At 53.9% G+C, this 26,154-nt stretch carries 21 protein-coding genes; 10 read left to right on the forward strand and 11 right to left on the reverse strand.

Features of this window, described 5'->3' with window-relative positions; genetic code table 11:
* Positions 1-9: 9 nt before the first annotated feature.
* From QMG93_RS30995 to QMG93_RS31005, 3 genes are all read left to right on the forward strand, one after another.
* On the forward strand, positions 10-1,476 hold the full coding sequence (locus tag QMG93_RS30995) for a hypothetical protein (protein ID WP_281943448.1): 1,467 nt from the start codon (positions 10-12) through the stop codon (positions 1,474-1,476).
* A 681-nt stretch (positions 1,477-2,157) separates the two neighbouring features.
* Positions 2,158-2,877 carry a kasugamycin N-acetyltransferase AAC(2')-IIb gene (aac(2')-IIb, locus tag QMG93_RS31000; RefSeq protein ID WP_281943450.1) on the forward strand — a complete coding sequence of 240 codons (720 nt, stop codon included), beginning with the start codon at positions 2,158-2,160 and terminating at the stop codon, positions 2,875-2,877.
* Between the two features lie 254 nt (positions 2,878-3,131).
* Complete coding sequence (locus tag QMG93_RS31005) at positions 3,132-4,610, forward strand: S-layer homology domain-containing protein (RefSeq protein WP_281943452.1); 1,479 nt, start codon at positions 3,132-3,134, stop codon at positions 4,608-4,610.
* A 74-nt stretch (positions 4,611-4,684) separates the two neighbouring features.
* On the opposite strand, the gene QMG93_RS31010 is transcribed toward QMG93_RS31005, so the two are convergent.
* From QMG93_RS31010 to QMG93_RS31025, 4 genes are all read right to left on the reverse strand, one after another.
* Positions 4,685-5,383, reverse strand: a complete 699-nt coding sequence (locus tag QMG93_RS31010) for a response regulator transcription factor (RefSeq protein ID WP_281943454.1) — start codon at positions 5,381-5,383, stop codon at positions 4,685-4,687.
* On the reverse strand, positions 5,370-7,616 hold the full coding sequence (locus QMG93_RS31015) for an ATP-binding protein (protein WP_281943456.1): 2,247 nt from the start codon (positions 7,614-7,616) through the stop codon (positions 5,370-5,372). Before QMG93_RS31015 ends, QMG93_RS31010 begins: the two co-directional genes overlap by 14 nt.
* Positions 7,617-7,758: 142 nt before the next feature.
* Positions 7,759-8,136 carry a glyoxalase superfamily protein gene (locus QMG93_RS31020; protein ID WP_281943458.1) on the reverse strand — a complete coding sequence of 126 codons (378 nt, stop codon included), beginning with the start codon at positions 8,134-8,136 and terminating at the stop codon, positions 7,759-7,761.
* 57 nt (positions 8,137-8,193) lie between these two features.
* Positions 8,194-9,234, reverse strand: coding sequence for a flavin-containing monooxygenase (locus QMG93_RS31025; RefSeq protein WP_281943460.1), 1,041 nt, complete (start codon positions 9,232-9,234; stop codon positions 8,194-8,196).
* Between the two features lie 443 nt (positions 9,235-9,677).
* Here QMG93_RS31025 and QMG93_RS31030 point away from each other — a divergent pair, with 443 nt between their 5' ends.
* On the forward strand, positions 9,678-10,919 hold the full coding sequence (locus QMG93_RS31030) for an MFS transporter (protein ID WP_281943461.1): 1,242 nt from the start codon (positions 9,678-9,680) through the stop codon (positions 10,917-10,919).
* 140 nt (positions 10,920-11,059) lie between these two features.
* On the opposite strand, the gene QMG93_RS31035 is transcribed toward QMG93_RS31030, so the two are convergent.
* From QMG93_RS31035 to QMG93_RS31055, 5 genes are all read right to left on the reverse strand, one after another.
* Positions 11,060-11,929 (reverse strand): SDR family oxidoreductase, encoded by an 870-nt coding sequence (locus tag QMG93_RS31035; protein WP_281943463.1) that lies wholly within the window; start codon positions 11,927-11,929, stop codon positions 11,060-11,062.
* Positions 11,930-11,978: 49 nt separating this feature from the next.
* Positions 11,979-12,359, reverse strand: coding sequence for a DUF2188 domain-containing protein (locus QMG93_RS31040; RefSeq protein ID WP_281943465.1), 381 nt, complete (start codon positions 12,357-12,359; stop codon positions 11,979-11,981).
* 268 nt (positions 12,360-12,627) lie between these two features.
* Entirely contained in the window at positions 12,628-13,161 is a 534-nt protein-coding gene (locus QMG93_RS31045; protein WP_281943467.1) for a DedA family protein, read from the reverse strand.
* A 30-nt stretch (positions 13,162-13,191) separates the two neighbouring features.
* On the reverse strand, positions 13,192-13,743 hold the full coding sequence (pssA, locus tag QMG93_RS31050) for a CDP-diacylglycerol--serine O-phosphatidyltransferase (RefSeq protein WP_281943469.1): 552 nt from the start codon (positions 13,741-13,743) through the stop codon (positions 13,192-13,194).
* A 5-nt stretch (positions 13,744-13,748) separates the two neighbouring features.
* Positions 13,749-14,786: an AI-2E family transporter gene (locus tag QMG93_RS31055; RefSeq protein WP_281943471.1), complete on the reverse strand. Its 1,038-nt coding sequence runs from the start codon at positions 14,784-14,786 to the stop codon at positions 13,749-13,751.
* Between the two features lie 193 nt (positions 14,787-14,979).
* Here QMG93_RS31055 and QMG93_RS31060 point away from each other — a divergent pair, with 193 nt between their 5' ends.
* The 3 genes from QMG93_RS31060 (at position 14,980) to QMG93_RS31070 (ending at position 18,956) form a co-directional block, all read left to right on the forward strand.
* Positions 14,980-15,660, forward strand: coding sequence for a response regulator transcription factor (locus QMG93_RS31060; RefSeq protein WP_281943473.1), 681 nt, complete (start codon positions 14,980-14,982; stop codon positions 15,658-15,660).
* Positions 15,657-17,411 (forward strand): sensor histidine kinase, encoded by a 1,755-nt coding sequence (locus QMG93_RS31065; protein WP_281943475.1) that lies wholly within the window; start codon positions 15,657-15,659, stop codon positions 17,409-17,411. Before QMG93_RS31060 ends, QMG93_RS31065 begins: the two co-directional genes overlap by 4 nt.
* Positions 17,412-17,567: 156 nt before the next feature.
* Positions 17,568-18,956 carry a family 16 glycosylhydrolase gene (locus QMG93_RS31070; protein ID WP_281943477.1) on the forward strand — a complete coding sequence of 463 codons (1,389 nt, stop codon included), beginning with the start codon at positions 17,568-17,570 and terminating at the stop codon, positions 18,954-18,956.
* An 86-nt stretch (positions 18,957-19,042) separates the two neighbouring features.
* On the opposite strand, the gene QMG93_RS31075 is transcribed toward QMG93_RS31070, so the two are convergent.
* Together QMG93_RS31075 and QMG93_RS31080 are read right to left on the reverse strand one after the other, a co-directional pair.
* Positions 19,043-21,001 carry a glycoside hydrolase family 15 protein gene (locus tag QMG93_RS31075; RefSeq protein ID WP_281943479.1) on the reverse strand — a complete coding sequence of 653 codons (1,959 nt, stop codon included), beginning with the start codon at positions 20,999-21,001 and terminating at the stop codon, positions 19,043-19,045.
* A gap of 14 nt (positions 21,002-21,015) precedes the next feature.
* On the reverse strand, positions 21,016-22,041 hold the full coding sequence (locus QMG93_RS31080) for a LacI family DNA-binding transcriptional regulator (RefSeq protein WP_281943481.1): 1,026 nt from the start codon (positions 22,039-22,041) through the stop codon (positions 21,016-21,018).
* A 559-nt stretch (positions 22,042-22,600) separates the two neighbouring features.
* On the opposite strand from QMG93_RS31080, the gene QMG93_RS31085 reads away from it, so the two are divergent.
* From QMG93_RS31085 to QMG93_RS31095, 3 genes are all read left to right on the forward strand, one after another.
* Entirely contained in the window at positions 22,601-23,908 is a 1,308-nt protein-coding gene (locus QMG93_RS31085) for a maltose ABC transporter substrate-binding protein (protein WP_281943483.1), read from the forward strand.
* 90 nt (positions 23,909-23,998) lie between these two features.
* Entirely contained in the window at positions 23,999-25,312 is a 1,314-nt protein-coding gene (locus QMG93_RS31090) for a carbohydrate ABC transporter permease (protein WP_281943485.1), read from the forward strand.
* Entirely contained in the window at positions 25,309-26,154 is an 846-nt protein-coding gene (locus QMG93_RS31095; RefSeq protein WP_281943487.1) for a sugar ABC transporter permease, read from the forward strand. Before QMG93_RS31090 ends, QMG93_RS31095 begins: the two co-directional genes overlap by 4 nt.

The following is a 26,154-nucleotide window of genomic DNA, read 5'->3' on the forward strand; positions in this document are numbered from 1 at the left end:
GGGGAGACGATGACGGCCCTTTTTTTCATGCGACGAACGAAGCGTGCCGCCGACAAAATCCATAAGCCGTCGCCGGCTTGCCGAGAGCCGGATCGAATTCCTCATCGCAAAGTCCTTGTTTATAAGCAAGGGCTTTTTTGCCTTTCCAAACTAACGTATAAAGAGTTCGATAAAAAAACATTATATTACAGAAATAGACCATACAAACAAAGGAGGATTTGCATGTCACAGCAATTGGATGCCCGCGCAAGAGAGCAAGGGACCAGATTTCTCATTTATCCGCAAAATAAAACGGTGCCAGGATTCGAACAGCCTGAAGTGGTATATATCAATGTTCCCCCAGGATCCGTTCAAGCCGGGCCCGAAGATGAAAGAATGTACGTCGTCGATGCTTTGGATAAGATCCCGTTCGGATTCAGCGGTTCACCTGATTTTGCGTACCGATATCAAGGACCTCATGCCCCTCCGGTTCAACCCGATGCCCAAGGTCATTTCGATCATCTCCGTCCTGGAGACCGCGAATTTTCGGCCGCCACGATGTACGCGACGGTTCGTAGGGTGATGGATATTTGGGAAGATTATTTCGGGAGGACGATTCCTTGGCCGTTTAATCCACCCAAGCTCCTGCTAATTCCTCGGGTGGAATGGGGGAATGCCCATTCCGGATTGGAAGGTTTTCTCGAGTTTGGTTTTCCCGCTAGGCCTGACAGCCATGGTTTGGATTACGATAATCCCTACTGCGAAAATTTTGACGTTCTGGCGCACGAGATGGGACATACGATCAAATACTCCGTCATCGGTGTCCCGCAAATTCAAATTACGGATGAATACGGAGGACATCACGAAGCTTTTGGCGATCTTGTGGCTATTGTATCCACGTTACATTTTGATTCGGTTCTCGACAGTCTACTGCATAGCACCAAGGGGAACTTGTTTTCGGTAAACGAATTGTCTCGGATGGGCGAATTGCGAAATGGACGGTCTATCCGGATAGCATTCAACAATAAGAAAATGTCAACGGTGGGCCGTGAGGCACACGATTTGTCGGAACCGTTTACAGGCGGGGCGTTCGATATTTTGGTGGAAATGTTCCAAATCAATTTGATCGAGCGCGGACTCCTCTCGCAGCAGTTGGGAGATCGCGCCTATTCCGCTCATTTTGAACAGGTTCCGGAGGTACAGCAGCAATTCGCGGCACTGTATCAAGGGAAGGAAAAGGAATTCAAAGATGCGTTGCTAGATGCAAGGGATCGCTTCGGTAAATTAATGGCAACCGCTTGGAGCAATACGTCCAAAGAAGATCTGCATTATGGAAAGGTGTTACAGGATATCTTGAACGCCGACCGGCAGTTATATGAAGGAAAATACGAACGGACAATCCGCAGCTGCTTCGATTGGCGCGAAATTACGACGAACACAGCGGTCGAGGCCCCGCGGCTTGAAACCCATCTTGTGGATGAGCTTGTAACGGTATGATCAGGGTTACCGGGCGGCAATCGCTTCCCATCAGGCCGTAGGAATCCCAGCCGCATTCCGGAAGATCATTTTCTGCGTTCCGTCGCTATTATTAAGCAAGATAGATTTTGAAACGGGCACCTAGCCAATCGATGGATACATCCGAAGAATCGTGAGTTTGACGGGAATTGAGACAAGGAAAGAGCAGGGGATTTTTACGCCTCTGCTTTTTTATTTGTTGAGAATGATAATTCTCGTAATGTTGCAGACGGCTGCATTTATAATAGAGGTACTGGGATGCGCTAAATGATTTTACGGTAACCGCCGCCTGAACTAGAGGAATTGCGATTCGCTATTCATGTCGAAATATAGTAAAAAGCTTTCTACGCAGCAGAATAGCTCATCTGGGTTCCTTTAAGCTGTCAAATCGGCCGGAGCGAGGCAGGATAGCGCATTGTGGTTCCTCTATGCTTGGCTCATAGGGTGCAGTTGGCTTAGGGGAAGATTTCCAATGTTCCGGCGCTGTGGGGTGGAACGTTTACCGTAACATTTACTCCGGATGCTGCCGCTTATTACCGGTTTGCGGAATTCAAAGGACAGGATAATTCGATTATCATTATGTTTTCCCGAGTTATTTCGGATCATGTTTGATATTCTAAAAAAAGAATACCTAGTCGTAGTAACGGATTGGAGAGTGGAAGCGTGAGCGATACGGAACAAATCAAACCAACCGCCCATGAATTGATGAAAATGCATGTTGAAGCCATGTTTACGCATGATCGGAACATGAGGATTCGCACGATAAACGAGCCATGGCCCGGAGAGCCTCTCGCCCCTCGGTTTTTCTTAGGGCGAACGATAGAGGGTTCGGCTCTCTGCCGGTTTCGGAATGATGTCCCGGAGACGCTTGCCCGGCAACTGGAGGAATTGTGCACTGACGAACCGGTCGTACGAGATTTTCAAACGAAGCCGAAGCATTTCGAGGTCTATATGAACCTCCTTCAAAGCGAACGCTTCACGATGGGACCTTGCTATCTTATTCCTGATACCACCGTGCCGACAATGGATGTAATTAGCGTCACTCGTGAAAATATGACCGATTTGTTGCGCGGCGGCTTCGAATGGCTGATCTCGGAAATCGATTATGCTCAACCCTGCATCGCGTTCGTGCACGAAGGCAGGGCCGTCTCGATCTGCCGCAGCGTCCGCATCGCATCCCGGGCACACGAAGCGGGGCTTGAGACCTTGGAGGAGTTTCGCGGGAAGGGCTATGCCGCCTCTGTAGTTGCCGGGTGGGCGATGGCGGTGCGGAGCATGGAGTGCATCCCGTTATACAGCACATTGTGCGATAATTTATCGTCTCAGAATGTGGCAAGAAAATCGGGCTTGTCCTTCTATGGAGTCAATTTCACTATAGCTTGACCTCATGCCATGTCCCCGACATTTCGATAGCTCGTCAGCTTTTACAAACCTGTCTTTGAAAAGCAGGGAGCGGGCATTTGACGATGAACTTTAGCCTGAGCGAGAAGGTAGCTCAGGTTTTTTTACGTTTTTGTAATGCGGCCGCCGGTTTTTTTATTCGATTGTAACGGCTCGGGCGGTAAGATAGGTCCTGTACGAAACAACTTCATAAACCCCTGCTTGAAAATACGTTTCCTGAAAGCGAGATGACTTTGATGAAAACGAAAAAGATGATCACGGCCATGGCGCTGACGACTGCCGTTACGCTCGGTTCACTTGCTCCAATTCATGTATTGAATGTGCAGGCAGCGGCTTCATTCACCGATGTCAGCGTCTCGGCGCCATACCAGACGGCGCTTGAAGCGCTCGAAAAAAGCCAGGTCGTTCAAGGTTACGGCCAGCATGACTTCCGTCCGAGCCAAGCGATCACCAGAGCCGAGCTTGCGACGATGGCGGCCAAAGCGTTCAAGCTTCAAGCTGCAGGTCAAGCTGCCGCGTGGGGCGATGTTAAAGCATCCGACTGGTTCCACGAATACGTGAACGCGGTTGTTGGCCAAGGCGCCATGTCCGGGGAGAACGGCAGCTTTAAGCCGAACGATTCGCTGTCGCAGGATCAATTGATCGCGATTGTTGCCAAGGCATCCAAAGCCGATGCGGCCACCCTAAAAAATGCGCTGGGCACGGCTTATTCGGGAAGCAGCTCCATGACCCGCGGCGAAGCCGCTATCGTCATCCATGCCGCGCTGCAGGTCGCTTCCATTCAAGTGACAGAGTGGAAAGCCGTAAACCCGATCACACTGCAAATTACGTTCTCCGCGCCGCTGCCAAAGGAAGAGATCGACGTGGAGAAGGCGAAAGCGAACTTTACGTTCGACAACGGCTTGACGCCGCTTAACATTCCGCAGCTGAAATCGGGCTCGAAATCGACCTATATTTTGCCGGTTTCCCCGCAAAAAGCGGGTACGACCTATACGTTTTCCTACAAAGGCAAAAAAATAGGCACTTTCGAAGCGATGACGAACAAAATTTCGATGAACTCCGCGCAGCAAGTGGCTTCCGATACGTTCGAAATCGAATCGAAGCTGGAAGACGGCGTTACCGACTACGGCAACGTGGTCGTGGCCTACCAAGGAAAACGCGGCGGCCTTGAGTTTAGTCTGGATGACAACAACATGTACAACGGCAAAACGTATCAGCTGATTTCGTCCATGAGAGGCAAGCAAGTTACGATTACCCCGGAGAACGGAGAGCCGATTGTCGCTTCGTACGTGCCGTTTACGCAAGCAACGGACGGGCGCCAGGCTCCGAAATTCCGTTTGCCGGAAGGTCAGATGCTGAAGCCGGGCGTGAAGTATACGGTCACCTCCGATTGGTCGACTTTTGCCAATCCGACGTTTACGGCGAAAGAAATCGCGCCGCTTCAGATTCAAACCGTCGAACAAGCCGATGCCGCTTCGCTGAACGTGACTTTGTCGGCAGACCCGAAAGACGAGCTTTTCGCTCTCCGCAGCATCGTACTGACAGCCGCCGACGGCACTAAGCTGAACGCGACTTACAGGCTGACCTCGCGCAAAGGCGCTGTCGGGACGTTCGATCTGCAGAACGGCGGCAAGCTGACGCCGGGTACGACATATACGGTTGCGCCGCTAGGCAACTGGGCTACGGCCGCGAACGTTACGCTTACCGCGAAATAAAAGCGGTAGAGCACGAGCAATAACACAAACTAAAATCCATCGGTCCTTGGAAAAGGCCGATGGATTTTTGGCGTTTAACCGCCGTTTTGGATCATATAGCCTACGCCAGGGTAGGTTACGATCCATTGACCTTCGGGGAGAACGGCTTTCAGCTTCTGCCGGATGCGTGCGATGGTGACGCGCAAATATTCCACATCGTCGCGGTATTCGCTGCCCCAAATTTCGGTCAGCAGCTGCTCGTGGGTCAGCACCTTGCCTTCGTGCTGAAGCAATTGGACAAGCAGCTTGTATTCCGTGTCCGTAAATTTGATTTCGCTGTCGCCGTGCCACGCCCGGCGCTGCGCCAGATTGACGACGACGGGGCCGAGGCGCAGCTCCTTGGCGCCGGGCATTTGTCCGCTGCCGCGATCGAAGCGCCGCAGCACGGCGCTGACGCGGGCGAACAGCTCATCCAGCGAGAACGGCTTGGTCAAATAATCGTCGGCCCCCAAATTCAGACCTTGCACCTTGTCGCTGGAGTTGCTCCGCGCCGTCAGGATGATGACCGCCACGTCCGTATAGGTTCGGAGCCGGGTCAAAACCTCGAAGCCGTCCATCCCCGGCATCATGACATCGAGCAGAATAAGATCAGGATCGAACAGGTCAAGCGCCTCCAGCGCTTCTGCGCCGCTTGCGCACGTGGCGGTTTCATAGCCGGCCGATTTCAAATTGGCAGCGATAAACCGTAAAATTTTCGGTTCGTCGTCTACGATCATAATTTTATGCTTCTTCATTGTCGTCCTCCGTTTGGCCGTAATAGCTTGGCACCGAGACGATCATCGTCGTGCCCGCGCCTTCCGTACTGTGCACTTCGATCGAGCCGCCGTGCGCGTCGATGATGCCTTTGCAGATCGCAAGCCCTAGTCCCGTTCCTCCGGTACGGCGGCTGGACGAAACGTCGACCCGGTAGAACCGGTCGAAAATGTGGGGCAGATGCGCTTCGGGAATGCCAATGCCGTTGTCCTTGACGAAAATCCGCACGTTCAGCCCGTCCGGCTCCGCTGTGACCCGGATATGAGGCTTCGATTCGTTGTAGCGGATGGAGTTGGTGAACAGATTGATAAAAATTTGCTCCATTCTCCGTTTGTCTGCATAGAGGAACGGCAGTTCCTCATCCAAGTCGATATGAAGCTGCGACTCGGCCGAAAGGGTGTGGGGCAGTCTCTGCCAAGCCCCTTCGACGATGGAACGGACCCGGACAGGAGCAGGATGAATGCTCAGTGCTCCGGCTTCGATCTTGGAAATGTCGAGCCATTCGTCGATCAGCTCCTGAATCCGGCCGATATCCTCATGAATGCCTTCCAGCAGCTCCTGCTTGAACTCCTCGTCCCATCCGGCATGCTTGCGCAGCAGCGTCTCGACGCTTCCTTTGATGCTTGTAATCGGAGTCTTGAACTCATGCGAGGCGAGCGAGATCAAGTCGTTCTTCAGCGAGTCGATCTCATGCTCCTTCGTCATGTCCCGGAAGACGTAGCCGCGTCCGAATTCCTTGCCCCCATCCGTCACTTGAAACGAGGCCAACTGGACGACCCGTTCGTCGCCGGGGGAGCGGACCAGCGTAAATTTGCCGGTCAGATTCGGCTTGCGGCCTGTTGGGGCGAAGTCCTCGTCCGGCTGCGGCATTTTGCGGGCGATCCGGCTTAGCAGTTCCTCCTCCGTCAAACTTAGGAGCTCTTTGCCGTCAAATCTGAACAGCTCGGCCATCCGGCGGTTGGCAAGCACGACCTGCTGGTTCACGTCAATAAGGACGATGCCGTCGGAGTAGCTCTCCAGGACGGCGGCGAGTGTGGCATGCTGCTGCTGCAGGCTGAGCGTCCGTTCCTCGACCCGCTGCTCCAGCTCGCTATTCAGCTCAAGCAAAGCCTGCCGGTTGTCATGAATCTGCTCGGCCATTTGCGCAAATTGGCTTGCCAAATAATGCATCTCGTACGGCGCACCCGGTGAAGACAGCGGCTCGCTCGGCACGGTATAACGGTCGGCCGCGAGCGACTGCGTGTAGCGCACCAGCGCATGGATCGTCCGGTTTAGCCGCTTCGCCAAATAGGACCCCAGAAGCACGGTCAAGCCGAGTGTAAGCAAGAGCAGCAGAAACGTCGATTTAAGCGAGGCGAAGAAAGCCTCCTGTACCGCAGCGTATGAGCGGCCGACCCACACCGTCCAGCCCAGACTGTCGATCGTTTTGAAGGAAACGAGCTCCTTCTGTCCATTGGCGCCGGAGACGAATTTGTCCATCCCTTCCTTGAGGGAAGCCGCCGCTTGGACTATCGGTTCGCCGGACAAATCCGCGATGGACTGCACCAGCTCGCTCCGGGGGTGATAGATGACCTTGCCGGCCGGACCAAGCACGGCGGGATAAGCGCCCGGCCCGTAATCGTATTGGGTGACGAGCCTTGCGATTTGGCCCATGTCGAGTATTCCGATCACAACGCCTTCAAATGCCCGGCTTTCGCTGTAAAACGGGGCGGCGATGGCGACGAACGGAGCAGATCCGCCCTCGGCGCCATGCATCGGTTCTGAAATCGCGGGCTGCAGCGTCAGCTTCACCTTGGTCCAATACTCCCGCGAGCTTAGATCGGCGCCGACCGGAAGCGCATGCGCATTGCCGCTTTCCGCATCCGGCGAGAGAGCTTTGATCGCGCCGTTCTCATCCGTCACATAGAGCTGAGAGAAGCCGGGCAGGTTGTTTTTCACCGACTGGATTTTGCGCGTCAAGCCGGCCCGGTCGCGAAACCCGGGACCCGATGCGCTGATCGTTGTGGCGAGCGTATCTACGGCGTTGCGGTAATAATAAACGTACGTCTCGACGGCGTCGGCGAGACGCTTCGTGGCATGATCTTGCGTCTTGTTGTACTCCTGCGTCAGCTTGTTGATTTGCTGCACTTGAATGGTGCCCAGGATCAGCACCGGCACAATCGCCATAACCGCAAAGGCCAGTGTCAAATGAGTGCGTAGAGAACGATGATTCACGGGTTCCTCCCGGTTTGTTAGAGTGGGTTGGAAAATAGAAAAGCAGAAGCCTTTCCATGCGGCACGGCCGCTGGAAATTCCCCTGCTTGTACTTTCTAGTGTAGCTTGTATTCGGTCTCAGGTCAATAGAGGAGGCTATTACCTATGCATCTTCGAAAAAAACGAGGCGATTCCCGAATGGGTCCGTTACGGTAAGCTCGCGGGTGTCCCAAGGGGTGGTTTTAATGCCGGGCCGGGCGTACCTATAGTCTTTTGCTCCAAGCTCCGCATGGAATGCTTCAAGATTCTCGGCTTCGATGCGGATCGCAGCCCCCGGGCAGCAATCCCCATGATGCTCGCTTAAGTGGAGCGTACACGCTCCAAGCGAAATTTGCATGTATAAGGGCAAGTTTTCTTCGAAACGGTGCTCCCAATCGATCTGGAAGCCGAGATAATCCACGTAAAATGCTCTGGCCTTGGTTTCGTCGAATATTCGAAGAATCGGGGTAACCGATTTCAAGGCGAATGACCTATCGCTCATAGACGCACCTCCGTCACATTTATTTACTTTATTGTATAACAAAACCGGGCAGTAAATCTATGAAAATCGGATCTTTTCCGCCAATCTCGCCGCATCGCGGCCTACCCAGCCGAGCAGGGCTGAGCCCCGGGAAGACTGCCATGGCAGGCCGAGATAAAAAAGGCCCGATACCGGGCTGACTCCGCCTTGGTGGACAGGGTTCCCCTGTAAATCGATGGCTCTGTCGATCCGTATCCACCGGTAATCGCTGCGGTAACCGGTCGCCCACACGATATTGCTGACTTCCGCCTCGGTACCGTTTTCGAAAACAATGCGGTTTTGCTTCGTCCCGATCGCTCTTGGCTTAAGCAGCACTTTTCGATCCGCCATAAGGGATTTCAGTTCGAGTCCGTAAATTTGCTCGGGCTGCCTCTTCAGCCACGAACCGAGAAGGGAGCCTTTATCCGCCTGGATAAATCCGAACAGGTTGAAATACCAAAAAATATTTTTGCCCAGTACATGCATCGGTTTAAAATGCAGCTCGCTTCCGGCGGACAAATAAACCAGTCGCTCCCGTGACAGCTCTGCGGCGATCTGCGCGCCCGAATTGCCGGCGCCGACGACAAGCACAGGTCCGTCACGCAGCTCGCGGGGATTCCGGTATGCGCTGCTGTGCATTTGGTAGATTTCGTCCGGTAGCCCGGAGGCAAAGCCGGGGACGAAAGGCGTGTGGAACGGACCGGTCGCCACGATGACTTTATCCGCCCGATAGATCCCCCGATTCGTTTCGACGAGGAAGCCTTGGCTCGTCTTGGTCATCGAAATGACCTGCGTTTGCAATTGAACCGGCAGGGAATAACGTTCCGCGTAAGCTTCTAGGTAGTCTGCTACTTCGTCCTTGGTTGGCAGTCCGTTCGGATCGCCAGGCATAGGCATGCCCGGCAGCGCATATTTTCGAGGCGTGAACAGCACCAAGGAGTCATAGCGGTTCCTCCAGCTGTTTCCGATGCGGTCGCTTGCATCCAACAAGGTAAACGACACCGCTTGTTGTTTCAAATAATATCCCATCGCGAGACCGGCTTGTCCGGCTCCGATCACCAGCACGTCAACCTGCTTCATCCTCATCAAGCTCCTTAAACGACGTTATAGTTAATTAAAAATTATAAACATATGATCACTCATTCATATATTTATATTGTAAAATAGTTCATCCAACAGTTCAAGAGAAAAATTCAGATAACTTTTTAGCAGCAGGAATAAGCAGCCGGGAAAGGGCATCCGAAGGAAAATTTACCGATTGAATGCGCGCACACCGTAGGAGAGTTTCGTTACTTCTAAATTTAACCTTTCTATATTTTGTAAACTGTATATAATGGATGGTATACCAATCGGAGGTGTTTCATTATGCAAAAAAGCTTGGCCTATTCACTCAACCTAAGGATTACAGGAAAGTTAAAACAACAAGCGGCATGACCCGTCCATCGGTGTGCAAGAGGCGATAGCGTAAGAAACCGTACTGCCCTGTGTGACGTGCTGTCTGCCGGAAAGGCGGATCTGATTACATGAAATTTCACGCGTCACAAGTTTATAAGATTAAAGTCTTTATGACGTCGCTCGCCAATGCGACGGCTTTTACGACCTACGCGGTCTATTACATAAGTCAACTCGGATTGAATCCGTTCGAGCTGCTGCTCGTTGGTACGGTTTTGGAAGTGACGGTATTGATTTTCGAAGGAATTACGGGTGCGGTCGCCGATACGTATGGCCGACGTCTGTCGGTTATTGCGGGGATGCTGGTGATCGGAGGCGCATATGTGCTGGAAGGCAGCGCGCCGTGGCTCGGAGGCGTCAGTCCTTTAATTTCGCTGTTCGTGTGGATATTGATTGCCGAATGCATTCGGGGCGTCGGGGAGACGCTGATCAGTGGAGCCGACACGGCTTGGATCGTTGATGAAGTCGGCGAGCAGAATGTGGGGCGCCTTTTCCTGGAAGGCAAGCGCTTGTCGCTTGTCGCTACGCTGATCGGCATCGCGCTAAGTGTCGGGCTGTCCACGCTTGCGCCTAATCTGCCTTATGTTTTTAGCGGCCTGATGTTTCTCGGCCTAGGGGCGTTTTTACTCCTTTTTATGAAGGAAACCCAATTCGTTCGTCCGGAGCGGCTGGACAAATTCTCCTATTGGCAGGAGATGAAGTCGACGTGGCTATCCGGAGCACGGGTAATACGCCGCCAGCCGGTGCTGCTGATGATTCTCGTCGTCACGCTGTTCAGCGGCGCGGCGTCGGAAGGCTACGACCGGCTCTGGGAAGCGCATCTGATCAAGGAGATCGGTTTCCCGGCCGAATTGCCGTTCTCGATGGCGATGTGGTTCGGCTTGATCTCCGTCCTCACGACATTCCTCAGTCTGATTGTCGTACGACTGGCTGAGAAGCGATTGGATATGAGCAGCGAACGGGTGGTCGTCGTGGCGATGTTCGTTTTGACCGGCTTGCGGGTTGCGGCCATCTTGTCGTTTGCTTTTGCTCCCGGCTTTGCTTGGGCGCTTGGCTCCGTACTTGCGCTTGGTATCATTGGAGCGCTCAGCGGGCCGATCTATGACACGTGGCTTAATCTGAACATCGAAGGCAAAGTCCGGGCGACCGTGCTTTCGATGATCAATCAATCGGATGCGCTCGGCCAGACGGGGGGCGGTCCGTTCGTTGGATGGGTCGGCAGCCGTCTGTCGCTTCGGGCGTCCCTTGTGACCGCCGCAGTGCTGCTGCTGCCGATTTTGGCCGTGTTCGGCCGGACGCTGCGTAAACGATAAAGAACGGCAAGAGGGTGTCCCAAAAATTGGGACACCCTCTCAGGCGCTTTGCGCATGCTATGTTTATGGATTAAATGTTCTGCAATGTTCAACTGCGCCGCATGGCGGTTCGTACAAACCGTCTGCTTCGGGCGGCACTTTTATCCGTTGACAATCTCGCCGCCGTTGATATGCAGAAATTGGCCGGACATATAGGAAGAATCGTCCGACGCGAGGAACACATAGGCCGGTCCCAGCTCTTCGGGCTGCCCGGGCCGTTTCATCGGTGTGTCGCCGCCGAATTTCGCCACCTTCTGCTCATCGAACGTCGAAGGGATCAGCGGCGTCCAAATCGGTCCCGGCGCGACGCCGTTCACACGGATGCCCTTGCCGGCCACGTTCATCGACAGCGAACGGGTGAAGGAGACGATCGCACCTTTGGTTGCCGAGTAATCGATCAACTGGGGATTGCCCCGGTACGCCGTAATCGAGGCCGTGTTGATGATGGACGATCCTTCCTTTAGATGCGGCATCGCCGCTTTCGTCATATAAAAGAACGAAAACAGATTCGTCCGGAACGTCCGCTCCAGCTGCTCCTGCGAAACATCCTCGATGCCAGGCTGCGGATGCTGCTCGCCCGCATTGTTCACGAGAATATCCAGCTTGCCGAAGGTATCGACCGTCCGCATCACGGCTTCCCGGCAAAACGATTCGTCCCCTATATCGCCCTGAATCAGCAGACATTTCCGCCCTTCCGCTTCAATCAGACGTTTCGTCTCCTCCGCATCCCCGGTTTCGTTCAAATAGACGATGGCCAGATCCGCTCCTTCAGCCGCAAAGCAAACCGCCGCTGCGCACCCGATGCCGCTGTCCCCGCCTGTAATCACCGCAACCTTCCCATGCAGCTTTCCGCTCCCTTTATAGTTTCGGTCTACCGCTTTTGGCTTAGGGGTCATGCGGCTTTCAATGCCCGGCTGCCGATCCTGATGCTGTGCCGGCATCGTTTGCTTCTCCGTTTGACCTGTGCTCATGTTCGATCGCTCCTCTCCAGGTTTTAAATTGTATTTGTTAAGCGAAAAGCTAAGAGTAATTATGCGATGTCTCCACAGTGCCGTCTTTGCGGTGCACGATCGCGCTCGTATTCGCGTCGGAGGCCCATTGCTTCGCCTGCTTCACCGCCTCAGGCTTGGTGTCGGCTTGATAACGGACCTTCCCGCCTTCCTCTTTAACGGCCCACCCGTTCTCATGAGGAACGACGTGGAGCTTGGTGGGGCGTTTCTCCTGCGGATGCTTCGGATGCTCTTCGTTCCATTCCTTCGCTTGAGCGGTAGCAATCGCAATTGCCCGCCCTTCTTCGTATCCTTCATCCAGCAGAGCATTGGCGATGTCGACGGCCTTTTCCCTCACTCGAGGCTCCAGGTTTTTCATGGAAACCGGATAATCTCGTTTGTTCCATGGCATGGAACACCCTCCTCTCCTGAATGGCCTTACGCTTCTTACTTACCCGCCGGGCCTGCGATGAAACAAGCGTCCCGAAGCTTCCCTACTATAAAATAGACGCATAGAGAGGCAAGGTTCGTTCGATCTCCTTCAACGCGGCGAATATCTCCGGTTTCGCTTTGACCGCATGCAAAACAAAAAAGCCGCCGCCCGACGATCCGTCAGGCGCGCAGCCTTTTCCCTTCTTGCGTATTAACCTTTGCAATCGCATCATAGCTTGTCCGTGCTGTTATTTCGAGAAAAACCGGTGCATCAGCGACGCATGGAAATGCGAGAAGTCGATCTGCGCCCCGATAAAATAGCCGATGGAGATAAACAGTACGCACCAACTGAACGCGCCGACAGCCGAGAACAGCAAATATTTGCGCTTGCCCATGCCGATGACACCGGACAAGTAGCAGGTCAAATGACGGATGCCGGGAATGAAATAGCCGAAGCTGACCGTCCAAGGCCCGTAACGCTGGAACCAGGCTTCCACTTTTTCCAGCCGTTCCGGGGTCAGCTTAATCCATTTGCCGTGCTTCCACAGCAGCGGCTTGCCGAACTTGCGGCCAAGCGTGTAGCTGCAAAGCATGCCGGTCATCGCTCCCGCGAGACTGACGGCGACCGAGATCGAATAATTCAGCATACCGACCGACGCCAAATAACCGATGAAGGTCATCAGCAGCTCGTCGGGGATGGGCAAGCCTACAATGCCGAGCGCCAGGCTGAAGAATAAAGCGATATATCCGTACTGTAAGATCATCTCCTGTATAAATTGCATGCGGACACAGCTCCTCTCCAGCCGTAGGTGCTAGACGTTCTCGGTATCGTAATCGTACACGGCTTTGTTTGGACGAAATGCGGGAATCTTGATCGTGCTGATCATCAGGAAAGAAAGTCCGACAATGACCAGTACCGTCACCGCCAAAAGATGCGATGGCGGGTTCCACAAGGCAAAAGCGGACAACAGACAGCCTGCTCCGGTAATTGGCAGACCGATATGACAGCGGTTTTGACAGGTTTTTACGTTGAAGCGGGCCAGCCGCAGCGCGCCGCATACCATGAACAACCCGGTCAGCAGCGTACCGTATAGCGGCAGCTCGCGCAGGGCGACGACATAAATAATGATAGCCGGCGCGGCGCCGAAGGAAATCAGCTCCGATAAGGAACGAAGCTCCTTGGCGAATTCGCCCGACAGCTCCAGCTTTTCCGCGATATAGCCGCCGAACATGTCCAGCAAGGCCGCAATCGCGACCAGCAGCACCGCGGAAAGCACCTTGCCGTGAAACGCCAGCAGGAGCGAAACCATGCCTATACCCAGCCCCGCTGCTACGAACACAAACGGGATCGATTTTCTTAACATTGTGATCATTCCTCCTTAGGGGATGGGGGAAGCGCAAGGCGAATCGGCTGTCCCACCGTTTGAACCTCCAATAAATCAAGGATAAATACGAATGTCGGAATTCCGACGATCAGGCCCCAGATTCCGAAGAAATGCTCGGAGAACAGGAGCACGATAAAGGTGTAAAAGATCGGCAGATGCGTCTTCGAAGCCATCAGCCGTGGATTGAGCACGTAGGCTTCCAAGGCGTGAATCAAGGTAATTGTCACGACCAGATAGATGACATAGACAAACCCGCCAAGGCTGAACGCAATAGCGCACAGCGGAATCAGCGAGATAAATACGCCGGCGACGGGAATCAAGCCAAGAACGAAGATTAGGAGCGCCAGGCCGAACAAATTGGGAAAGCCCATCGCCCATAAGGCGATTGTCGTCAGCACGCAGTTGATCAGTGCAATCAGCAGCTGGGTTTCGATCACTTTGCCGAAGGTGAGGACGAATTTTTGGCCGAAGTATTCGATTTCTTCCACCAGCCATCCGATCTTGCTCGCCCGAAGCTTGTGCGTGAACCGGATGACGCTCGATTTGCTGAGCAGTAAAATCAAGCTCATAATGACGGCCAGAAACCATTCGAAGCCCCAATGGCCGACCCTTTTGATCATATCCAATCCGGGCTTGATGATGCTGTGAAGGTCGAGCTGATGAACGACGGAGACGAGATAGCTCACGATTTCGTTCTGCGGATGAGCGTATACGTGCTTGACGGTGACGATCAGTTGACCTATTTCGTGAACGAGGGAGGGAAACACTTTGAAGCCCCCGGCCACCAGTACCGCGACAAACAAAACGTACAGAATGGAGAGCAGCAGCTTGGAATCGACAGGAATGATCGGTTTAATCCAGCGATGGACCAAGTGATGAAGACGATCCATAAGGAACGTCATCAAAAATGTCAACAAGATGAGGTTCAGCATGCCTCTCAGCCAGAACAACAGCAGGCAGAAGAGCGCGAGAATGCCGAAGCGCCGCACATCTTTTCTTTGAAGAAAGGCCATCATATTCATACGAACATCCTTTCGATGGGAACGCGCCAAGTTTGTCTGCCAACATTATAACGCGCCGTTGTGTACTTCATGTGTCCTATCGGCAAAAGAAGGCTCTTGTTTTAATTGCTGCCCGGAACACACGAAAAACACAAAACACATGTATAATGGAACAGGTAAGCACGTTACCGGATAAACAGGAGTTGTCATTGCTATGGAACGAAAAGTTCTTCTCATCGAAGATGAGAGCCTCATTCGCGAGATTGTGGCGGATTATTTCGAAAGGGAACAGTGGACCGTCTACGAGGCGGAGAACGGCAGGCAAGCATTGGACATGCTGGATGGTCTGAATGCGGACCTCGTCATTTTGGATATTTTGATGCCGGAGCTGGACGGATGGATCGTATGCAAGCGGATCCGCGCCAAATCGGCGATTCCGATCATCATCCTCACCGCGAAGTCGGAGGAAGACGACAAAATGCTCGGCTTCGAGCTGGGCGCCGACGATTACGTCACCAAGCCGTTCAGCCCGAAGTTGCTCGTTGCCCGCGCTAAAACGCTAATGAAGCGCGTCGAGGGGACGGTCGGAAAAGAAGATCATATGCTCAGCTTTGGCCGGGTCACGATCAACAAACGGTCGCACCGCGTCGAAATGGAAGGGTTGGAAGTCGAGCTGACGCCCAAAGAATATGAGCTGCTGCTTTATTTGGTCAAAAACGAAGGGATCGTACTGTCCCGTGAAGCGATCCTGAATCAGGTATGGGGGTTCGATTATTTCGGCGATCCGCGGGTCGTCGATACCCATATTAAAAAATTGCGCGGGAAGCTGGGGGACGAGGCGCGGCATATTCGCACCGTCATCCGCGCCGGCTATAAATTCGAGGAGGACCGATGAGAAAAGGCGGCGTTACCTTCAAGCTGTTCGCGATCACAGCGTCTTTTTTCTTGTTGTTTTATGCAATCGTTCTACTCGGGCAATTGCTATTTTTTGAGAAGTTTTACCAGAATCAGAGATTGGCCGGATTGGAAAAAAAGCTGCAGTCCTTTAGCGAGCAGTATGCATCGAACCGTTGGGACGAGCCGCGTATCACCCGCGAGATGGGGCTGTTTATCAGCCAAAATAAAGCCCAGCTCGCAATCTTGAATCCAGAAGGAAAGGTGAAATACGACAATTTTTTTCGCATCGTCATCCGTGACGATAAAGGCGCTTCGGTCAAGATTTCCTTGATGCTGCTGTCCGAGTCCGACCAGAAGGAATTGCTGGCGGCCCACTTGCAGCGTGGCGACCGGATTCAGGTCGAGGGCGTATTCGATGACGAACAGACCAAAGAATTGATCTACCCGCTCGTCATAAAAAAAGCCGGAATGAAGGACATCGGCAGCGCGGAAACCAGCAGCATCGAAGGTCCGTTGGAGCAAATTTCCGGCGTCATCACCGACGCACTGCTGCCCAGCCCGAATCTATGGAACTTGCGCCAGGGCTTATTGTACCTTGCCATTGACGACTGGTTCCCGCTTACCGACGAGCAGAAAGCCGATTTGCAGAGCGGCAAAATGATCGAAAAGGAATGGACGGAGACGCTTACCGGCGTGCGCAGCTTTATCGCGGTTCAGCCCGTGATCCGCGAGGGCAAAGTGAGCGAGCTGCTCTTCGCGGTCACCTCGCTGCAGCAGATTAGCGAGGCTTACGACGCGCTGCGGCTGTTCTACCTATATATCGCGATTGGCGGCATTGTGCTGATCTTGCTGCTCTCGCTGATTTTTTCCAAATTCGTGACCAAACCGCTTCTTGCGCTTAACAAAATCGCGCTGCGCATGGCCAAGCTGGACTTCTCCGCCAAATCGCCCATCCGGGGTAACGACGAGTTCGGCAGCTTGTCCCTCAGCTTGAACAGCTTGTCCGAAACGCTGGATCATACGCTCAAGGAGCTGCATCAGGCCAACGAGCAGCTTCGGGCGGATATGGAGCAGAAGCAGCGGATGGAGCAGCGGCAGAAGGAGTTTGTCTCCAACGCCTCCCATGAATTGAAGACGCCGCTCAGCATTGTCAAGGGGTTTGCCGAGGGGCTGCGGGACGGCATCAGCGAAAGCAAGCGCGAGAGATATTTGGAAGTGATTCTGGACGAAACCGGAAAAATGGAAGACCTCGTCAAAGATATGCTGGAGCTGACGAAGCTGGAATCCAAGACCATCAAGCTGAAGAAGAGCCGGTTTATGGTAAGCGAGCTGATCGAGGATATCGTCGACAAGCTGTCGCATCATTTGAACGAAAAGGGATTGAAGGTCGTTCATATGGCTGCGGGCGAGCATCCCGTCTATGCGGATCAATCCAAGATCGAGCAGGTGCTGTTCAACATCTTGATCAATGCAATCCGTCATGCCGTGCCTAGCAGCGAAATTACCGTCCGCATCGAAAGCGACGGGGAGCGGCTCAAAGTCTCCATCGATAACGAGGGAGAGAACATTCCCGAGGATCAACTGGATGACATCTGGGAACGATTTTACCGTGCGGAACGCTCTCGCAACCGGAAAACCGGGGGAACGGGGCTGGGCCTGGCGATCGTCAAGCATATTTTGGAGCTGCACGAAAGCCGTTACGGGGTAACGAATACCGAGAAGGGCGTCAGTTTTTATTTTTTGTTATAAGCCGGAAAGCAAGTCACGCAGAAAAGCATCGGTTGGATCGACTCCGGGTTCGGAGCTCGACAAGACCGGCGCTTTTCATTTTATTTACAGAAAAGGTTGACGTATTCCTGGGGGCTCGTTTATGATAATCCAAATGATGGAAGGGAGGAACGGTCTATGAATAAAAAGACTAATCGAAGTTTTCGCATTGTTGTAAGCGCTCTTCTGGGTTTATCCATGCTCTCGGCCTTGATCTATTCCGTCCCGGCGCCGTCACTTGCCGCAGGGCCGCTCCCGGCCGATACGAACCTGGTGAAAAACGGAGGCTTCGAGCAGGGCAAGGCCGACTGGGAGGATTGGGGAGCGTCGACCGTAGTAACCACTGACGTTCAAAGCGGAACCAAGGCACTGAAGCTTGGTCCCACCGAAGGCGGCATGGGGCAAAAGATTGACGGGATAGGCGAAAATACGATCGTCACGCTAAGCGGCGCAGGCAAAGCCGGCACGCCGGGCGAAAAAGCCTGGATCGGAGCGGACTGCCTCGATGCCTCCGACAAGAAGCTGGCAGGCGGCAAATTTGTGCTTGGCTTCGAATCTACGGCTTACGAACAGAAGTCACTCTCGTTCCGGACGGTTCCGGGCACCCGGAAAGTACAGGTTTACGTATACAAAAATCCGGACAATGGCAAATTCGCCTATGTCGATGACGTCGCTCTCAAGATCGGCGGCAGCTTGCCGGATGAAGATCCGCCGGTCAAGTCGGTAGGTCCGCTCCCGCCGCCGCATCCCCCGGGCGTGTTCTTTGACGATTTCAAGAACGGCATCGACCCTGAAAAATGGCTGATCGCGAAGCAGCAGTGGGGCGGTCAAGACGTGAACGGCGGCGTGCTTCCGGCCAATGTGGCCGTCACCCGGGACGGCATCGTGGAACTAACCGGCAACGGCGATCTTTACAGCGGACCGGTCCGGGGAATTAACCGTGACGGCTCGACTCGGGCGGACGGCAAACGAACCGGGGCGTCCATCGTGACGAAATATGCCTATGCGTCGGGAAGCTATGAAGTGAGGGCCCAAATAGTGCCGAAGCTCGGTGCAGTGTCGGCCTTCTGGACTTTTTTCAACAACGGCGAGGTTAATCATGAGATCGACTTCGAAGCGCCCGGTGACAAGAGCCTCCGCAAGATCATGACAACGACCTGGGTCGTCGAAGCGCGGAATACTTCGCAGGTAACGGACTTTCCAGAGCAGATCGACGGCAATTGGCACGTGTACCGGTTCGATTGGCACACCGATCCGAAGAGAGTCGATTTTTACGTCGACAATAAGCTGATTCATACGAGCTATACGAACGTGCCCCGGGCAGCCTCGAAATTTTGGCTTGGCGTCTGGTTTCCTAAGGAATGGGCAGGGGTGCCTAACTTTGCTACCGATAAGATGTACATCGATTGGGTGAAAATTACGCCGTTTCTGGAGAAGGGGGATGTCCGGGCAGGGAACGGGGAAACCGGCGAAATCGGTCCGGGCACCGGCTGGGCCGGCTTGAACGAATATCCCGCTCCGCGGTAACGCCGGTTGTACTTACAGGGAAACGTCCCGGAACACAAATCAAGCCCTTGGCCGCTCCCGCTGGGAGAACCAAGGGCTTGTACGTTTTAATCCAACTGTCCATGCTCCGCCAGCAGGGTGACGGCTAAAATAAACATCGCGTGCGACCAAGTTAGCGGCACGACCCAAGCGGTTTCTCCCGTTTGTTTGTCGACCTGTTCGGGCAGAAGCCCTGCCGCCGTGCGGTGATCTATCGCCCATTGCAGGAGCGACTTGGCTTCGGCGTATTGTCCGCGATGAATCCGGTAATGGCACAGCCACAACGTCGTTAAAATCCACGGATTGCCGCCGATGTAATGGTCGTTCTCGTACCGCTTGATGCCGCCGACTGCGGGAGACGTCAAGTATTGCTCGATCGTATCCGCTGTGCGGATCATTCGTGGATCGTCGGCAGGGAAGACGCCGAACGGAACGGAAATGCCGATCAGGCTAATATCGACGATCGGGTCGTGCTCCAGGAAGTAGGTCGTATATCCTTTCGCATTGACACTCACGGAGGTGCCGAGCCCGTGCTGCTGGGCCTCGCGATAGGCCGCCTCCGGCACTGCCAGCTTTAACGCGCGGTAGAAAGCCCCATTCTCCTCGTTCCAGCACAGCTCGCCGATCGACTGGCGGATGCGCTCTGCTTCGAGGCTCCATTCGCTTGCCAGCTCCGGCTTGCCGAGCTGTTCGGCAAAAGAGGCTGCCGCGGTCAAGCCGCCAAAAACCGCGCCCGCCGAATACGTGTGCTCGGCGAATCGCTCTTCCCATAGGTCCATGCTGCAGGCGGGCAATCCGGTTTCGGCATCCATGTAGCCGGTAAGGAAGCGGGCGCCCCGTTCGACGGCCGGCCATACGTTTTGCAGGAAAGCTTCATCTTGCACCTGCAGATAATGCTGCCACATGCCCCAAATAATCGAGGCGCCTTCGTCGATCTGTAATCCCCAGGACGGAGCCAGCCGGCCGTCGTGGTAATGCCGCTGCTGCCAGGAGCCGTCCGGGTCCTGAGCTGTGAGGGTCCACTCGTAAAACTTGGCGGACAACTCCGTCAGGCCGACGCGGTCCAGCGCCGTCGTAATAAACGCGGCGTCGCGACCCCAGCAGTAAGAGTAGCCCCCGCAGCGGGAAAACTGCTCGTCGAATTCGGGAGCGGCCACGACGCTGCCGGACTTCTCGTCGCTCATCAGCTTCATCGCCAGCAGCGAACGCTCATACAGCTCGCGAATCTCGCTTCGCGATCCGGGGGCTGGTACGGCATCGTTCAGGAACCGGTGCCAGTAGCTCTCTGTGAAGTCGTACCAGTACGTATGCGGCTGACTCTTCGCTTTGGCCAGCGATTGCTGGGAGGCTTCGCGCGTCTGGCCCGCGGCAATGTATACGGGCACCTCGACAGCCGCGCCCGGCTCCAGCTTTTCAATGTGCCAGCACAGCGCGCCGTCCGGCTTCATGTCAATGCCGTTCCCGTTTAAACGGCCGGTCTGCGCTTGTTCCCACACAGCGGCTCCGGCTTGGTATCCTGTGCAAACGTTTGAACTGGAGACCGAAAAAATATACTCGTGCCGCAGGTGCATGAGCGAATCGTGCACTTCGTCGAACTGGGTCGTATGATAAAAAGGTGTTTCCATCGAGCGGAACGACGAGTAATACATAAAGCGGAACGATACCGGCGCCTCGCCGCGGTTCGTGAACGTATACTGGCGGACGACGAAATCTTCGCCCGGAACGGCGTAATCGACCGTCTCCGCGGACAGCGGGAAGCGTTCGGACACGGCCGTCGTCTTAAACATGTTCGTCCGGGGCACGTAGGAGGAATCATGCCGCCAGCCGTCTTCCTCGCCGTCGAACCAAGTCGTCACTGGTGTGGTCCCCTCGATGTACAGGCCGCTGCGGATTTCGTCCACATGCTGCGGGTAATCGATATGCGGCCACCACAGGCGGTACATCCGGCCGGTGCGGCCCAGAGAGGCGAGAAATCGGGAATTTCCGACGATCGCGTCGATCAAGTAAGGCTTTTTCGTTGTGTACATGTGCTGCATCTCTCCTAGTTTTTGACTTGAATGAGGGACGATTCCCGCACGATCAGGCGGTGGGGAATGATCACGCGCTTTTGGGGCATGGCTTCGCCCTTTACGGCCCGGATGAGCGTTTGTGAAGCGGTGTAGCCGATCTGGTATATCCCGATATCCATGGAGCTGATCGGCGGCGTCGACAGCTCGGATAACGAGATGTTGTTGAAGCCGACGAGGCTGAGATCATCCGGTACCTTGTAGCCAAGCTCTGTCAGCCCGCGCAGCACACCGAAAGCGACGACGTCGTCAATCGTCACAAGCGCCGTCGGCCGTTCGGGGAGACACATAAAAAACGACATCGCACGATAGCCGCTTTCCTGCAAAAAGTCTCCTTCGACGATCCATTCGGGGCGAGCTTCGATTCCGGCGTCCTTGAGCGCTTGCAAATATCCTTTCATCCGGTCGCCCGAAACGATCAGATTCGGCGGGCCGCTCACAAATCCGATGCGCTTGTGCCCTTGGGCGATCAAGTGGCGGGTAGCATCGTAAGCCGCCTGTATGTTGTCGTTGTCCACCGACAAAATATCGGGGAACTCGTCGCTTCGTCCGATCAGGACAAAAGGGAAGCCGTGCTCAAGCATGAACGAAATGAGCGGATCGCTTTGACGCGAATACAGCAAAATCACGCCGTCGACCCGCCGGCCCTTGACAAGCCGGGTAACGGCTTCAAGCTCTTCCCGCTCTGTTGTCCCCGTCGTCATCATGAGATCGTACCCCGTACGTGCCGCTTGGGTAACGATGCCGCGGATCACCTCGGAGAAGAACAGATTCAGGAACAGCTCCTCCGCCGGTCTGGGCAAGATTAAACCGATGGTATTTGTCGTTTTGGAGACGAGGCTCTTTGCCATAATGTTGGGGTGATAGCCAAGTTCCTTCAGCACTTCCCTCACCTTGGCCGCGGTCGCCGGACTGATCCGGGGATGATTGGAAAGAACGCGCGATACGGTGGAAGGGGAAACGCCGGCTTTTTTGGCGACGTCGACGATTGTGATTGCCATGGATGCATAACCTCCGGATGTTCTGTTGGTAGGAGAGTCGCTTTCTTGCGGAATATATGGCAGCAGGATGCTGTCTTGCAGGAATGAAGCTGCGTATGTTCCCCATGGTAACATATCCGAGACGCCAAATGTAGAATGCGACTTGTGCAAACGTTTGAACGCGAACCAGTGCACAAATGCATGCCATTTTAGGTTTAATGTTAGCTCAAAAGCGGGGCTGTTGTAAATATGCGTTTTCAAAATGATCACAAAATGGTTTATTTTCCCTAAAATACGGCTTTAGATGCTGGGAAGTTGAGAAAATGGAAGGATTAGGGGGATCGGAGTGAGAGATTTTGCCAAAATCGGCTTAAATGGGGTATGCAAACGTTTTTACAATTTTTCGTGCACGAGGTATGATATGTTGTGAATGAAGCGTTTCCAAGCTGGGATGTCGACGGAAGTTGAGTTGTTTTTAACAGGTATTGCAGCTTGGTGTGCAAAGGTTTGCGCGAATTGATTTTCGCAAGCGCGAAGGCAGGACGACTATTTTTAGATACTGAAAGGGGTACTCACAAAAATGGAATTTAAGAGAAAGCTCTTGGCGCTGGTTGCCGTATCTTCCTTATCCGTCTCGATGGCAGCTTGCTCCGGCACGAACAAACCGGAAGCCGAGACTCCGGCCTCAAACAACAATGCGCAGTCGCCGGCGGCAGCGGGAGAAACGGGCGCATTGACGCCGGAAGCGGGCGCAAAGCTGGTGATCTGGGAGAGTAAAGATGAACGCGTGTTCACTGATGAAATCGCGAAGCTGTTTACCGAAAAATACAACATTCCGGTTCAGATCGACGAAATCGCTCCGACGGACCAGGTTACCCGACTGACTAACGACGGTCCGGCTGGCGTAGGAGCCGACGTGGTAGTGTTTCCACACGACCATTTGGGCCGGGCCGCATCGGCGCAATTAATTCTGCCGAACGATTCGTTTGCCGAGGAAACGAAGAAAAACAATACGGACAACGCAATTCATGCCGTTACCTTCAACAACACGCTGTACGGTTTTCCGCGGGCCTCCGAAACCTACGCGCTGTATTACAATAAGGAGCTGGTGAAGGAAGCTCCGAAATCGTTCGAGGACGTCGTCGCATTCAGCAAAACGTTCACAAACAAAGACAAAAATAAATTCGGCATCATGTGGGAAACGGGCAATACTTATTTTAACTATCCGTTCATCGCTTCGACGGGCGGGTACCTGTTCGGCAAAAACGGCACGGATAAAACCGATATCGGCCTGAACAACGAAGGCGCACTAGCAGGAATGAAAGTGTATGCCAGCTTGAGAGAAATTTTGCCCGTGAAATCCGGCGATATCAACCCGGACATCAAGCGGGGACTGTTCACGGCAGGCGATGTGGCGATGGACATCAACGGTCCGTGGGAGCTGACCGGCTACAAGAAAGCGCTTGGCGACAAGCTCGGCATCGCTCCGATTCCGACGATCGGAGGCAAGCCGGCGGTATCGTTCTCCGGGGTAAAAGCATGGTACGTCAACTCGTTCTCGAAATATCCGAACGCGGCCAAGCTGTTCGCCCAATTCGCTTCCAGCAAAGAAGCCCAGCTTCTGCTGCACAAGAAGGTCGGAGCCATCCCCACGAACAAAGAGGCGCAAGAGGACCCGCAAATCAAGAACGATCCAATCATCTCCGGCTTTGTCGCGCAGTTCAAAAACTCGCAGCCGATGCCGTCGATCCCGGAAATGGACAGCGTCTGGAATCCGCTTGACTCTGCGCTGACGGAAGTATGGAACAACGGCAAAGATCCGAAAGAGGCGCTCAATACGGCGGCTACCCGTCTGAAAGAGCTCATCAACAGCGGTAAAAAGCAATAACGGACCGGGAGGCTGAGCCAGGGTTCACCCGTCGCGGAATACGGCGGGTGATTCCACATTTTTTTTCGGGGAGAGGAGCATCGTCGTACTATGTCTCAACATCGGATCACCGCAGCGGTGCTGTCATGCATCGGATTAGGCTTAGGACAATGGTATAACCGGCAATGGCTTAAAGGGCTGGTGCTGTTGCTCATCGAGGTGGCGACGCTGAAGTATTTCGTCCAAAATTTAGGCCAGGCGCTGTGGGGCATTGCAACGCTTGGCGAACAGGCGATGCATCTGGAGAAGGTGAACGGCATTGCCAAAATGGTTCCCGGCGACCACTCCATCTTTTTGTTGATTCAGGGCGTCATTACTTTGCTGGTGCTTGGCTTGTTCATTTTGCTGTACGTGCTTGCCGTCAAGGATGCGTATCTCGTCGGAAAGCTGCGGGAGGCAGGGGGAAGGCCGAATAATTTCATCCAGTCGCTTGCCTATATCCGGGACAGAAAATTTGCGGAAGCGTTTCTGATGCTGCCTGCGGCCGGTATTTTGTTTTTTACCATTATGCCGATCATCTTTATGATTCTGCTGTCCTTCACGAACTATTCTTCTCCGAACCATATGCCCCCGGCCAAATTGGTCGACTGGGTAGGGTTTCAGACGTTTAAGGACCTTGTCGGACTCAAGACTTGGAGCCATACGTTCTTCGGCGTCCTGCGCTGGACGATCATTTGGGCGGTATTGTCGACTATCACGACCTTTTTTGGCGGGTTTCTGGTGGCCCTGATCATTCAGCAAAAGGATATCCGCTTCAAAGGGTTTTGGCGGACGATCATGATCATCCCTTATGCCATTCCGCAGCTTATTTCTCTGCTGGTGATGCGAAATCTGTTCAACGGCCAGTTCGGACCGATCAATCAATATTTATCGTATTTCGGACTGGAGAAGCTGCCGTGGCTGACGGACCCCCTGTGGGCCAAAGTGACGGTTATCGTCGTGAACATGTGGGTCGGCGTGCCCGTTTCCATGCTGCTGATCATGGGCGTGCTGACGACGATTCCGCGCGATATGTATGAGGCGGCGGAAGTGGATGGGGCGACCGCGTTTCAGAAGTTCCGCATCATTACGCTGCCGATGGTCATGTTCACGACGGCTCCGATCTTGATTACGCAGTTTGCGGGAAATATTAACAACTTCAATGCGATCTTCCTGCTGACGGACGGAAATCCGGTCGAAGGGGAGTATCAATACGCAGGTGCAACCGATCTGCTTGTTACCTGGTTATATAAGCTGACGCTGAACCAAAGCCAGTTCAACATGGCCTCGGCGGTCGGTATTATCATTTTCCTGATCATTGCTTCGTTCTCGATCTACAATTACCGCAGGACCCGTTCGTTCCGGGAGGAGGATATGATCCAATGATAGGGAGAAAATTAAGCAATGCGATTCGGCTGACGTTCAGCTATCTGTTTCTGATCGTGGCGTGCATATGCTGCTTATATCCGGCGCTGTGGGTCATTCTGGCCTCCTTCCGGCCGGGTCGTTCCTTGTACAGCAAAACTTTACTTCCCGAGCAATTCGTGTTCGAGCATTATACGGAGCTGTTCACGTCCAAAAGCTTCCTGTTCGGTACCTGGTATTGGAATACGCTCAAAATCGCCACTCTATCGATGGTTTTCGGGACGTTAATGGTGCTGCTGTGCGGCTACGCGCTGTCCCGGTTCCGGTTCAAAGGACGCAAAACCGCGCTGTCCACCTTATTGATTCTCGGGATGTTTCCCGGCTTCATGAGCTTGATCGCCATTTACATCTTGCTGAAGGAATTGAACCTGCTGGATACGCATCTGGCGATGATCATCGTCTATTCCTTCGGCGCTCCGCTGCTTGGAAGCTTTATTGCCAAAGGTTTTTTCGATACGATCCCGCGCAGTCTGGATGAAGCGGCAAGAATCGACGGGGCGAACAACATTACGATCTTCGTCAAAATCATGCTTCCGCTCTCCAAGCCAATGCTCGCCTATGCTGCGCTGACGCAGTTTGTCGGCCCTTGGATCGATTTTATTTTCGCGCGGATGGTGCTGCGCACAAGAGACAAATGGACGCTGGCCGTCGGCCTGTACGACCAGATCAGCAGCAACCAGAACAGCAATTTTACGCTATTTGCGGCGGCGGCCGTGCTGATTGCGGTTCCGATCTCGCTCCTGTTCATTTATTTACAGCGTTTCCTGGTGGAAGGGCTGACGGCGGGGGCAAGCAAAGGTTAA

Origin of the sequence: Paenibacillus tyrphae, assembly GCF_027925525.1 — a bacterium.
Classification (GTDB): domain Bacteria; phylum Bacillota; class Bacilli; order Paenibacillales; family NBRC-103111; genus Paenibacillus_G; species Paenibacillus_G tyrfis_B.